The organism is Komagataeibacter oboediens, from assembly GCF_018491655.1.
In the GTDB taxonomy this organism is placed as follows: Bacteria; Pseudomonadota; Alphaproteobacteria; order Acetobacterales; family Acetobacteraceae; genus Komagataeibacter; species Komagataeibacter oboediens.
Genome location: NZ_JABLUU010000001.1, coordinates 44279 through 57377 on the forward strand (window position 1 = coordinate 44279; position 13099 = coordinate 57377).

Consider the following 13099-nt stretch of genomic DNA (forward strand, 5'->3'; position numbering starts at 1 on the left):
TCCCCCATTCTTATGCGTTATAGGCCGCAAGGGCGGCATCGACACCGCTGCCTGCGGCAAAGCTGTAGCCTTCGTGGCGCAGGACGGTTTCCAGCGCACCGATGGTCAGCAGCACCTTGTGCTTTTCCGCGTTGTAGCCCATTGCGCCAATGCGCCAGATCTTGCCCTGCAGCGGACCGAAGGCGGAACCGATCTCGATTTCGAAATCCTCACGCATGCGGCCACGGACCTTTTCACCGTCAATGCCCTTGGGAATGTAGACACCGGTCACGTTGGTCATGCGGTAATCGTCGCAACCAAACAGTTCCAGCCCCAGCGCGCGCATGCCCGCACACATCGCACGTGATGCACTGGCATGGCGGGCGAAGCGGGCCTGCAGCCCCTCTTCCAGCACGATACGGGCGGCTTCACGCGCGCCGTACAGCATGGAGGTGGCTTCTGTATGATGGTTCAGCCGCTTTTCAGACCAGTAATCCATGATCATGGCCAGGTCGAAATAGTTCGAGGGAATGCGCACGCGCGTGCCGTCATGCGTATCCGCGCCACGGATCCCGGCCTCGACATGGCGGCGGGCGAAGATATGTTCCGCCGCACGGTCGGAAATGGTGATGGGGGCCGAACCCGGCGGGCCACCCATGCATTTCTGCAGCCCTGAACTGACCACATCCACGCCCCAGCGATCGGTCGCAACTTCCATGCCACCCAGCGTGGCGGTGGTGTCGACATAGGATAGTACGCCATATTTGCGGCACAGCGCGCCCACACCATCAAGCGGCTGGGCAACGGTGGTGGAGGTATCGCCATGGATACACGCCAGCACATGCGGACGGTGGGTGGTGAGTGCGTCCTCGATCTGCTCCAGCGTCGCGACCTCGCCCCACGGAATGTCCAGCGTCACGATTTCCGCGCCAATGCGCTGCGCGATTTCGGACAGCAGCAGCCCGAAGCGGCCCGCGCGCACGATCAGCAGTTTCATGCCCGGTTCGACCAGCGAGACAAGCGATGCCTCGATCCCGGCGCGCGCCGTGCCATCAACCAGGAATGTCCAGCGGTTGTTGGTCATGAACACCTGACGGTACAGGTCCATCGTCTGGTTCATGTATTCGGTCATTTCCGGGTCGAACTGACCCAGCATGTCGGCCGCCATGGCCCGCAGCACGCGCGGGTGCGCATTGACTGGTCCCGGCCCCATCAACAGCCGGGCGGGAGGGTTGATCTGGCCGAAAAAGGTCTGGGTCATCCGAAACGTCTCTCAAAAAGTCCGATAAAAGTAATCATCGCCCGCAGCGCGGCATCCGTATCGTCATCGGTCACGGATTCAGCCGGGTTATGGCTGATACCACCCGCGCACCGGATAAACAGCATGGAAACCGGGGCCAGATGCGCCATGATCATCGCATCATGTCCCGCACCGCTGACCAGCAGCGGCGCAGGGGCATGGGTTACGTCATGCACCGCCTGTTCCATAAGCGCGGTCAGCGCGGGATCGCACGGCGTGGCGTCCAGATCCTGCTGCAACGCCACATCCATCTCCAGTCCGCGCCGCTCGGCGACCTGACGGGCTTCCTCCAGGATTGCCGCCGCCGCGCGGTCGCGCGTGGCGTCGGTGCCGGCCCGGACATCAATGGTCAACACCACTTCGCCCGGCACGACGTTGGCCGCCCCCGGCATGACATCCAGCGACCCGACAGTGGCCACCAGCCCGTCCTTACCGGCACGGCCAATGCGTTCAGCGGCAAGGATGATGTCCGCCGCCCCCGCCAGCGCGTCGCGCCGCAGCTTCATGGCCACCGTGCCCGCATGGCCCGCCATGCCACGCAGCGTCACGCGGTAGCGGTACTGGGCCGCGATGGCGCTGACCACGCCAAGGGCGCGGCCTTCGGCTTCCAGCGCCGGACCCTGTTCGATATGTGCCTCGATATAGGCCACGACCGGGTCGCCCTTGCGGGACGCGGACTGCATCTGCCCCACATCCAGCCCGAATGCCTCCAGTGCGCTGGACAGGGTCGCAGTCTCGGCCCAGTCGGACATGGCCGGATCCGGGTTATCCAGCACGCCTGCCACGGCATGGGAGGTCAGCATGCCGGACGGAAAGCGTGATCCTTCCTCATCACCAAACCCGATGACTTCCAGCGCGAAGGGAAAGCGTTTTCCCTGCTGCGCGAAATGGGCCACCGTCTCGATGCCAAGGATCACGCCCAGCATCCCGTCAAAGAACCCGCCATCGCGCACGCTGTCGATATGCGACCCCAGCAGCACGACCGGGGCATCGGGCGCAAGACCTTCATACCGCCCGACAAGGTTGCCTGCGGCATCCATGCGGGTGGTCATGCCAGCGTCGCGCATCCACTCCGCCAGTCGCCCGCAGGTCGCACGGTAGGACGGGCTGAGATAGGGGCGGAACAGCCCCCCTTCCATATCCGAATACGGCGCACGGCCCAGTTCGGTACATCGCGCCACGGCACGCGCACCACAGGGATGATCCATTGTTTTACCTGCCTGCATTACCATGCCGCCACACATCCATCACTACGCGGGTCGGTCGCCCCTTCCAGCAGGCCCGATTTATGGCGCACCAGTGCGCCCGCATGGCCCATTGTGGAAGAAAACGGTTCAACCCGTTCCATCTGGTGTCCCGCCGCCTGCATCCGGGCGATGACCTCAGGGTCGAAGCGGTCCTCATATTTCAGGCTGACACTGCTTTCGCCCCATGTCCGCCCCAGCAGCCAGCGCGGGGCCGTGACGGCCTCCTGCAGTTCCATGTCGTAACGTGCGTAGCGGGTGAAAATGGCGGACTGCGTCTGTGGCTGCCCCTCGCCCCCCATGGTGCCATAGACCATGGTCCGCCCGTCATCAAAACGTGCGCCGGCGGGGTTGAGCGTATGGAACGGCTTGCGGCCGGGACGCAGGCCATTCCAGCCCTGCGGGTCCAGCCCGAAGCTGGTGCCACGGTTCTGCCAGACAATACCGGTGCGCGGCAGCACGACACCGGACCCGTATTCGAAATACAGGCTCTGGATCATGCTGACGGCCAGTCCGTCGGAATCAATCACACCAAGCCAGACCGTGTCCCCCGCCTGCGACTGCCACGGCCACGGCGCCGCCCGGTTGGGGTCGATGCTGGCGGCCATGCGATCAAGCGCCTTGCGGTCATCAAGGATGTCCTGTGCCTGAACGGTCATGTAGGCGGGATCGCCCACATGGGTATCGCGGTAGCGGAATGCCTGCTTGGTCGCTTCAACCAGCCCGTGCAGGTAATCGAAATCATCCGCCTTCGCCGCCTTCAGCCGGTCGAACAGCGCAAGGATCAGCAGGGATGCAACCCCCTGCGTCGGCGGTGCGAGGTTGTACAGGTCCGCCCCATGGATACGCGCATGCAGCGCGGGCTGGTGCGTTGCCCTGTGCGCCTGCAGGTCCGCAAGCACGAGCGGGCTGCCCACGTCATTCAGGTCGGCTGCGATCTCGCGCGCCACAGTGCCCCGGTAGAAACTGGACAGCCCTTCATCCGCCAGCCGCCGCAGGGTCGTGGCAAGGCGCGGATTGTGCAGGATGTCGCCGGGCTGTGGCAGGCGGCCACCGGGTGTGAACATCTCCCGGAAACCTGGTACGTCCTTCAGTTCATCAAACTTCGCGCGGGTCAGGTTGGCCGCACTGTCGGTTACGGGCACGCCCTGTTCCGCGTAATACAGCGCATCACGCAGTACCCGCCCCAGTGGCAGGGCGGGTGTCATGGCATGGCTCCATGACAGCGCCATGTCCCAGCCTGATACGGTGCCCGCCACGGTGTTTGCCGCAAGCGGGCCGCGCCATGGAATCGTATCCAGCCCCGCGGCATGGTAAAAGGCGGGGTCGGCCTTCTGCGCGGCCGCCCCACAGGCATCGATGGTTTCCACGCGGCCATCGGGCCACATGGTCAGCCAGAATGCATCTCCGCCAATCCCGGTCATGTGTGGATAGACCACAGCCAGGGCTGCGGCGGTAGCGACTGCGGCCTCAATTGCCGTGCCCCCGGCCTTGAGCACGTCCAGCCCGGCCTGACTGGCCAGGTGGTGGGGGGATGTGACCATCCCCCGGCATGAACGCGGCGTATTCAGCATCAGCTGTCCTTCCGTGCGTATCCTGCCTCGATCGGGCGGCAGGCCGCCAGACCCGCGCGCTGCAGTTCGGCCGCCACGGCAAACAGCTTCGCTTCCCCACCCGGTGCACCGATAAGCTGGATGCCCTGCGGCAGGCCATCAACCGCCAGCGGGGCCGCCAGTACCGGCAGCCCGGCAAGGCTGATCGGCTGCGTGAAGATGCCAAGGTTGGCGCGGGCGGATACCGTCCTGCCATTCACGGTAATGGAGGGCTGGTCAATCCGGGGTGCGACACCCACCGTGGTGGGCGCCACCAGCACGTCAGCATTGGCAAGGGCGGCATGTACATGCCCACGGAACCAGCGACGGAAACGCTGCGCCTGCACGAATGTCGCGGCAGGCAGCATGGCGCCGGCCATAAGCCGCCCACGCGTGGCGGGATCATACTGCATGGCCCGGCGGCGCAGGCGCGGCAGGTGCAGGTTGCCCCCTTCCGCCGCGCTGATCAAAAACGCCGAGGCCCGCGCACGCGCGACTTCAGGCAGTTCGATCACCCGGTCATGCCCCAGATGCGCCATGACACGGTCAATGCCAGCGGCAAGTTCGGGGCTGATATTTTCGGCAAACCATCCGCCAAGGCGGGCCACGCGCACATCACCCACGTCGGGTTCGCCCATATGCAGCCCACCGGCCATGATGCCGTACACCGCCCGCAGATCCTCGACCGTGTCGGCCATCGGGCCAACCACGTCCAGGCTGGCCACGAACGGATAGACACCGCGCAGCGGCATCTGCCCGTATGTCGGCTTCAGCCCCCACACCCCGCACAGCGAGGACGGAACGCGGATGGACCCGTTGGTGTCCGACCCCAGCGTGAACGGCAGCAGGCCCGCAGCCACCGATGCCGCCGACCCGCCCGATGACCCACCGGCCAGACGCGCGGGATCATGCGGATTGCGTGTTGTGCCGGTATGGGCGTTTTCGGTGGAAAAGCCGTAGGCGAATTCATCCATGTTCAGCGTCGCGACCGGCACGGCGCCTGCCGCGCGCAGGCGTTCGACCACCTCCGCATCGCGCGTGGCGGGCAGGTTGTCGCGCAGGACGATGGAGCCTGCCGTGGTGACCTCGCCACGGACGTCAAACAGGTCCTTCACCCCAAAGGGCACCCCTGCCAGCGGGCCGGGATCGCGACCCGCCGCAACGGCCTTGTCCACCTCCTCGGCCTGCGCCACGGCGGCAGGGCCAAGGATGCGGGTCACACTGTTGAAACGGGTGTCACGGGCTTCGATATCCCCGATGACAGCGGTCACGACCGATACGGCGCTGCGGCGTCCGGCACGTACATCCGCCGCAATGGCAAGGGCGGCGCCCGCCTTGTGCCCCTGACCGGTCATGGCGTGTACTCATAGGCGGGTTCGCAGTCATCAGGCAGCGCAAAACCGCTGACCAGATCGGCATAACCATGCAGCAGGGCGGTATTCGCCACGACATCGGGCATGCAGGCGGCCGGAATGGACAGGCCGATAATCCGCGCCATATCGGCCACGGGTGGACCCTTGCGGTCATCATGCCCCCCCGCGCCGGTCATGGCCGGCGCGGAAGGGGAAAGGTGTGCTGCACTGCTCATCTGATCAACTTTCTCCCGAATGGATAACTCTACCCGGGACGCATCATGCAACAGGAGGGTCGAGACTGACCAGTTCCGGCACGTCATAGGCCAGCAGACTTTCAAGATGCTGCCTGCCATCGGCCACGTACAAGTCACGCCCAAGCCCGTGTGCCAGACGCTCCACGCCAAAGCGCATGCCGCTGATGGATGCCCCCGACAGGCCCATGCTTGGCGTGGCGGAGAACGTGAAATTATGAATGTTCGCCAGCATGGGCGCCAGCGGATCATCCGCGCGGCGCGGCAGGAACTGGTAGTTTTCCCCCAGATAGGGATAGCTTTCCAGCACGGCGCTTTCCGACCCGGCGGGTGCGGTGTAGCGATCACCCCACAGCGCGACGGAGGGGGCGAAGGATTTCGTCTCGGCCCTGCGGGACAGGTCGGTTGTGAAACCCGTGCCGATAATCACGAAATCGAACCGCATCTCACCAGTGGGCGAATCGACCACGATCTCATCCCCGTCCATGCGCACGCCCGTCCAGGGACAGCCCGTGCGGAAGGAGAAGTTCGCATGCCGACGGCAGCGCCAGAACGTATCCTGCGGCGGCGGCTGGTTGAGTTCGAAAATCCGGCGCATGAAGCCCCAGCGCAGCTCATCCGACAGGGCGGGGTAATAAGCGAGGAAGCCGGTATTTTCCATCCACCGGTACGGGTTGATGGACGGGATTTCCTTGCGCCGCAGGCACAGCGTCACGCTGCCCGCACCGTCTTCCAGCGCCGTGGCCGCGTTATCGAACGCCGAGGCACCAGCCCCCAGCACACCGATCCGCTTGCCCTTCAGCGCCGCGAAATCAATGTTTTCCGACGTGTGGGCATACCGCGCACGCGGCAGGCCATCGCGGATGAAGTCGGGCACATGCCACGACCCGCAGCCTTCGATCCCGGTGGCCAGCACCAGCTTGCGCGCGTAATGCACATGGGTCGAACCGTCGGGACGACGGAAGGTCAGGCGCAGCAGGCCACCTTCCCATGTCACGCCCTGGAAATCATGGTCATTGGCGACCGGCAGCTTCAGGATGTCGCGGTACCAGTCCAGATAGGCCTGCCACTGCCCACGCGGAATTTTGTCCAGCTTTTCCCAGGCTTCGGCGCCATACTGCGCTTCGTACCACGAACGCGGGGTCAGGGACGGCACGCCAAGGTCGGGGCCGGTCACGTATTTGGGCGTGCGCAGCGTGATCATGCGCGCGAATGTCACCCACGGGCCTTCGCCCCCCTTGGCCGCACGGTCAAAGATGCGGACATTGGTGATGTTATTGCGCTTGAGCGCGAAGGCTGTGGCAAGACCACCCTGCCCGCCCCCGATAATGGCCACGTCCAGCACGCGCTGGCCGTCACGTTCCATGGGGGGAACCCATTCCTTGCGGGGATAACGGATGATCTCCAGATCCCGGCGCACTGCCGCATCCAGTGCAGCAAGCCCGCCGGCCGTCCCGGCATTCGGCTGCGTTGTGGTATCCATCTGCGGGTTCCCATTCATTTTTTACTGTGTGTTGATGCAGCCCGCATGGCGTCCCCCGACGCCATGCGGATATTCCCCCAACCGCACCATGATGGGGAAATCTAACCAGCCTTCCCCCTGTTTCGTCTAGTATAATGATTTGACCGTTCCGTTGCCCAAAACGCAACAGATGTCAGACCACCCGTTCATCGCTGACACCCTGCACACGCCGCAGTTCCAGGCGCAGTTCCTCAATCACCGTTTCCAGCAGCGGCGGCAGCCAGCGGGATTCCCGCACATAGGCCCCGAGGTCCGTAACCGCCCGGGTATCACGCAGCGGCACATGGCGCAGGGTGTCCTGTCCCGGCTGCACGCCCACCGCCAGCGGGGACTGGAACGCCAGCCCGACGCCCGCCTGCACCATGCGGTTGGTCAGTTCGATCGATCCGGTCTGCAACACCACGTTCAGCCGGTCCTGCCACGGGCGCAGCATGGGTTCCATGACACGGTACAGCGACAGCGTGCGTGTAGGCAGGATCAGGCGATAGGCCGTACATTCCTCCACCGTGACCGTGCGCAGGTGCGCCAGCGGATGGTCCGCGCGCACCACCGCGCCAACAGGGAAATGCCCCACCGCCACCCGCCGCAGTTCGGGATACAGCGCCAGCGAAAACGCAATGCCCAGATCCACCCGACCGTCCTGCAGGGCGGAGACGATGGTTTTGGGCGCACCGACTTCCACATGCAGTTCCACGGCCGGATAGGCGGAAATGATGCGTTCCAGCAGGGCGGGCAGCAGCTGTCCCGCAATCCCTTCCACCGCCATGATACGCAGCCGCCCGTCATGCCGACCGGACAGGGCATTGATCTGTTCCTCCGTCCGGGCGGCATCCTGCATGACGGTAACGATATGCCGGGCCATGATCGTGCCCACTTCCGTCAGCACCATGCCATCGGGCAGGCGGTCGAACAGGGGGGCGCCGATTTCCGCCTCCATCTGCGCAAGCTGGCGGGTCAGGGCGGACGGCGTGACGTTCAGCCTTCGCGCCGCCTCGCGGATGGAGCGGCATTCCCGCACGGCGTTGAAATAGGAAATGCCCCGCGCGTGCAGCCGCATCATGCGGGGCGTACGGGAAAGCGGATCGTTCATGGGCTGGTGTCATCCCCGTTTACATGACCGCCCGCCTGCACGGGGTGCAGGAAGCGGGTAACAATTTCTGCCGCGACCAGTGCGGCGATGACGGCGGGCCGCTTGTCACGCACGCCCCGGTCCCCGATCGGGCAGACCAGTGCGGCGATGCGGTCTTCCGGCAGGCCGATCTGGCGGAACCCGGCTTCGAACCGGCGGCGCTTCGTATGCGAACCAATCAGGCCGACATATCGAAAATCCCCCCGTTCCAGGATGGATGCAACAATAACGCTGTCCAGTGCATGGCTCTGCGTCAGGACCAGCGCGCCTGAACCCGCGGGCGCGCTGGCGACCAGACGTTCCCATGCGCCATCGTCATGCACCTCTACCCCCGGGGGAATGGTTGAACCGAATTCATGCGGGCGCGAATCGCACCATGCAAGGCGCAGCGGCAGCGGGGCCAGCACATGCGCCAGCGCGCGGCCCACATGCCCCGCCCCGAACAGAAGCAGCAGCGGCTGCATCCGGCGCTGGTGTTCCAGCTGTTCCATGATGGCGTCCAGCCTGTGGGGGGCGGGCAGGTCAAGGTTCAGCCAGACCTCCCCGCCGCAGCACTGGCCCGAATTACCCCCCAGGCTTATGCGCTGGACCAGCGCGTCGCCGCCATGTTCCAGCAGCCTGCGGGCGTGGTGGATGGCGTTCCATTCCAGATCCCCGCCACCGATCGTGCCAGACTGTTCTGTGGGGGTGACCAGCATGAAGGTTCCGGCCTCACGCGGGGTGGACCCCCGCGCGTCCGATACACTGATCCGGGCGATGGGCTGGCCTGACATCCGCCATCGCACCAGATCCGCGCGCATCTGCATGCCCATGTGATCAGGCGGCGGGCGGGTTGCCGTGCCGCATGCGTTCGGCCACGCGCAGGATCATTTCCGGCGTGGCGGGCGCGTCCAGACGGGGACAGGTGCGATAGTCATCCAGACTGGCCAGCGCATCGGACACCGCCTGCAGCACCGACACCCCATGGACGAATGGCGGTTCCCCCACGGCCTTGGAGCGGAAAATGCTGTATTCCCGGTTGGGCGCGTTTTCCAGCAGTTCGACATTGAACACCCGTGGGCGGTCGGAGCAGGCCGGGATCTTGTACGTGCTGGGCGCATGCGTGCGCAGGCGGCCCGCCTTATCCCATACCAGTTCCTCGCAGGTCAGCCATCCGGCGCCCTGCACGAAGCCGCCTTCGACCTGCCCGATGTCCAGAACAGGGTTCAGGGACTGCCCCGCGTCATGGAGGATGTCCACGCGGTCGATCTTCATCTCCCCCGTCAGCAGGTCGATCACGACCTCCGAACACGCCGCCCCGTATGCAAAGTAATAGAAGGGACGGCCCTGCCCCGTATCCCCGTTCCATGAAATCTTGGGCGTCTTGTAAAACCCGTTGGCGGACATGGACACACGTGCAAAATAGGCCTGCCGCGTCAGGTGCGAAAACGCGATCACCTTCTGCCCGACATGCACGCCATCGGGCGCGAAGCGGACGTCGTCCTCGGCCACGTTCCAGTGGCCGGCCGCGAATTCCACCAGCCTGCGCTTGATCCGGCGCACCGCGTCCAGCACCGCCATGCCATTGAGGTCCGCCCCGGACGACGCGGCGGTAGCCGACGTATTGGGCACCTTGCCCGTCGTGGTGGCGGTAATGCGCACCTGATCCGTGCCCAGCCCCAGTTCACGCATGACGACCTGCACCATCTTGGTATGCAGGCCCTGCCCCATTTCCGTGCCGCCGTGATTCACCTGCACCGACCCGTCGGTATAGACATGAACCAGCGCGCCCGCCTGATTGTAATGCGTGGCGGTAAAGGAAATGCCGAACTTGACCGGCGTGATCGCAATACCGCGCCGCAGGTAGGGACTGCCGGCATTGAATGCACGGCAGGCCTCGCGCCGTTTCACGTAATGGCAGCGCCGCGCCAGTTCGGGCAGGACGTCTGCGGTAATCGAGTCCTCGACCACCATGTTGTAGGGCGTGACGTTGCGGTCATGCGTACCATAGGCATTGCGCAGCCTGACCTCCAGCGGGTCAAGGCCGGTGGCGAAGGCAATTTCCTCGATCACGCGCTCGGCCGCGACAATGCCCTGCGGGCCGCCAAAGCCGCGATAGGCGGTATTGGACTGCGTATTGGTGCGCAGCGGTTCGGAGCGCAGGCGCACATCGGGATAGAAATAGGCATTGTCCGCATGGAACAGCGCACGGTCGATCACGGGGCCGGACAGGTCGGCCGACCACCCGCACCGCGCCGCCAGCACCATGTCCACCGCAAGGATATGTCCCTCGTCGGTATAGCCGACATCGTAATCAATGACGAAATCATGCCGCTTGCCGGTCATGGTCATGTCGTCGTCACGATCCAGTCGCATCTTGGCCGCGCGCCCGGTCAGGTCGGCCACCAGCGCCGAAAGGCAGGCACAGGCATTGGCCTGCGTTTCCTTGCCGCCAAAGCCGCCGCCCATGCGCCGGACCTCCACCGTCACCAGATTGGCGCGACGGTCCAGCACATGGGCAACCATGTGCTGGGTTTCGGTCGGATGCTGGGTGGAGGAGGTGACATGCATCTCCCCTTCCTCACCCGGACGGGCAAGGGCGATCTGCCCTTCGAGGTAGAAATGTTCCTGCCCGCCCACGGTAATGCGGCCAGACAGCCTGCGGGGCGCGTGCTCCAGCCCGGCCACCACGTCGCCACGCTTCATTTCCATCGGTCGCCAGACCATGGGGCTACCCGCCGCGCGGGCCTCGGCCACGTTCAGGATGGCGGGCAGGTCTTCATATTCCACTCTGGCCAGCCGCACGGCCCGGCGTGCAGCCATGCGCGTGGTCGCGGCGACCACGAATAAAGGCTGGCCATAAAACGAGACCTCGGTGCTCGCCAGCAGGGGCTCATCCCCCTTGCCGACGGGGCTGATCTGGTTCTCGCCGGGAATATCGGCGGCGGTATAGACACCCACCACGCCTTCGGCCTGCCTTACTGCATCAAGATCCATGGACACGATGCGGGCATGGGCGCGCGCGCTCAGCCCCGGGACAAGGTGCAGCGTGCCGCGCGGTTCGGGCAGATCATCAATATAGGCGGCACTGCCCTGCACGTGCATGGCGGCACTTTCATGCCGCAGGCTGCGTGATGCGCCACCGGCCACAATGCCGTCCCCCGACGCAGGGGCCGTCGTGGCAAAGCCGTTTCCATCAGCCATGTGCGTGTTCTCCCGCAGCGGTGCACGCGGCGCGCACGCTGGTCTGTGCACGTGCGTCCCGTGGTCCGCAATCGGCGTAAAGCCGGGTCAGCAGATTGGCCGCGACGGTGCGGCGGTACCAGTCGCTGGCCCGCATGTCGGTAATGGGCGCGAAATCATCCATCATGGCCTGCCGCGCAGCAGCCAGCGTGGTCTCGTCCCACTTCCGGCCTTCAAGTGCGGCTTCCGTCCGGCTGGCGCGGCGCGGTGTGGCCGCCATGCCACCAAAGGCCACGCGGGCATTGGTGATGGTGCCATCAGGCGCGATCGTGAGCGAAAAAGCCCCCAGAATGGCCGAAATATCCTGATCGAACCGTTTGGAAACCTTCCATGCCCGAACCACGGTATCCGGCGTGGGACGGGGAATGCTCACGCCTTCCACGAACTCACCCGGCGCGCGGTCCTGTTTGCCGTAATCGATGAAGAAATCTTCCAGCGCGATAACACGCCGCGCATCCCCACGGCGCAGGTGCAGCTTCGCCCCCGCCGCGATCAGCACCGGCGGTCCGTCACCAATGGGCGAACCGTTGGCGATGTTGCCGCATACCGTGCCGCTGTTGCGCACCTGCACGGACCCGATGCGGCGGATTACCTCCGCATCCGGCTGCGGCAGGATGTCCGCCAGCGCCGCACGCGCTTCCTGCCACGTCACGGCGGCACCCAGGTACACGCCGTCCGCACTGCATTCGATCCGGCGCAGGTCGGGCACCTGCCCGATGGTGACGATATGCGGCAGGTCGCGCATACCCTTGGTCACCCACAGGCCCACATCGGTCGCGCCGGCCACGATCCGTGCATCGGGGTCCGCCAGCATGGTCTGCGCCAGCGCGTCCCCTGTCGCCGGAATGGTCAGGCGGCCCGCAGGCCCGCCAAGTTCCACCGTCGCGCCATCGCGAAGGGCGCGCAGGCGATCCGCAATTGCATGGGCCTGCGCATCAAAATGGTCAGGCCCTGCTTCCATGGCCTGCCGCATGGCGCGCACGATGGGCGCGTAGCCGGTGCAGCGGCACAGGTTGCCCGCCAGCATGTCGTCAATTGCGTGCTCATCCTGCGCCAGTCCGTCGGCCTTGCGGCCCGCCACCATGGACATGACAAAGCCGGGCGTGCAGAAGCCACACTGCGAGCCATGCTGGTCCACCATGGCCTGCTGTACCGGATGCAGGCTGCCATCGGGGGCGCGCACGTCCTCGATGGTCAGGACCTGCGCGCCGTCCAGCATCGAGACGAACTGGATGCAGGCATTGACCGCACGCCAGACCAGCCGGTCGCCCTCCAGCCGCACCACCAGAACGGTGCACGCCCCGCAATCGCCTTCGTTACAGCCTTCCTTGGTGCCGGTCAGGCCGCGATCCTCGCGCAGCCAGTCCAGCAGCGTACGCGTTGGCGCGACATCGGCCAACGTGTGGCATTCGTTTCCGACATAGAAACGGATACCGTGTCTGATCCCCGTCAAATCTGTTCCCTCTGATCATGGCCACATGACTGCCTCACCCCCCTCAAGGCAG

General features: G+C 65.2%; 10 protein-coding genes. All 10 read right to left on the minus strand.

Going from position 1 to position 13099, the window contains the following annotated elements:
- Positions 1-10: 10 nt before the first annotated feature.
- The 10 genes from HNO79_RS00230 to xdhA all read right to left on the minus strand — a co-directional run bounded on the left by HNO79_RS00230 (position 11) and on the right by xdhA (position 13047).
- The gene (locus HNO79_RS00230) at positions 11-1240 is read right to left on the minus strand and encodes a pyridoxal-phosphate-dependent aminotransferase family protein (protein ID WP_010514353.1); all 1230 of its coding nucleotides are present in this window, start codon (positions 1238-1240) and stop codon (positions 11-13) included.
- A complete protein-coding gene (locus tag HNO79_RS00235; protein WP_048855415.1) occupies positions 1237-2511 on the minus strand; it encodes an allantoate amidohydrolase in 1275 nt (424 codons plus the stop codon). The genes HNO79_RS00230 and HNO79_RS00235 overlap by 4 nt, the downstream gene beginning before the upstream one ends.
- Entirely contained in the window at positions 2505-4097 is a 1593-nt protein-coding gene (locus tag HNO79_RS00240) for a gamma-glutamyltransferase family protein (RefSeq protein ID WP_214164372.1), read from the minus strand. Before HNO79_RS00240 ends, HNO79_RS00235 begins: the two co-directional genes overlap by 7 nt.
- Entirely contained in the window at positions 4097-5470 is a 1374-nt protein-coding gene (locus tag HNO79_RS00245) for an AtzE family amidohydrolase (RefSeq protein WP_010514350.1), read from the minus strand. Before HNO79_RS00245 ends, HNO79_RS00240 begins: the two co-directional genes overlap by 1 nt.
- Positions 5467-5703 carry a DUF4089 domain-containing protein gene (locus HNO79_RS00250; protein WP_010514349.1) on the minus strand — a complete coding sequence of 79 codons (237 nt, stop codon included), beginning with the start codon at positions 5701-5703 and terminating at the stop codon, positions 5467-5469. The genes HNO79_RS00245 and HNO79_RS00250 overlap by 4 nt, the downstream gene beginning before the upstream one ends.
- Before the next feature lie 43 nt (positions 5704-5746).
- Complete coding sequence (locus HNO79_RS00255; protein WP_214164371.1) at positions 5747-7204, minus strand: NAD(P)-binding domain-containing protein; 1458 nt, start codon at positions 7202-7204, stop codon at positions 5747-5749.
- 172 nt (positions 7205-7376) lie between these two features.
- Positions 7377-8333, minus strand: a complete 957-nt coding sequence (locus HNO79_RS00260; RefSeq protein WP_010514343.1) for a LysR family transcriptional regulator — start codon at positions 8331-8333, stop codon at positions 7377-7379.
- Complete coding sequence (xdhC, locus tag HNO79_RS00265) at positions 8330-9184, minus strand: xanthine dehydrogenase accessory protein XdhC (protein ID WP_048855386.1); 855 nt, start codon at positions 9182-9184, stop codon at positions 8330-8332. The genes HNO79_RS00260 and xdhC overlap by 4 nt, the downstream gene beginning before the upstream one ends.
- A gap of 4 nt (positions 9185-9188) precedes the next feature.
- On the minus strand, positions 9189-11555 hold the full coding sequence (gene xdhB, locus HNO79_RS00270) for a xanthine dehydrogenase molybdopterin binding subunit (RefSeq protein ID WP_214164370.1): 2367 nt from the start codon (positions 11553-11555) through the stop codon (positions 9189-9191).
- A complete protein-coding gene (gene xdhA / locus HNO79_RS00275; RefSeq protein WP_082071045.1) occupies positions 11548-13047 on the minus strand; it encodes a xanthine dehydrogenase small subunit in 1500 nt (499 codons plus the stop codon). The genes xdhB and xdhA overlap by 8 nt, the downstream gene beginning before the upstream one ends.
- Between the last annotated feature and the right edge of the window lie 52 nt (positions 13048-13099).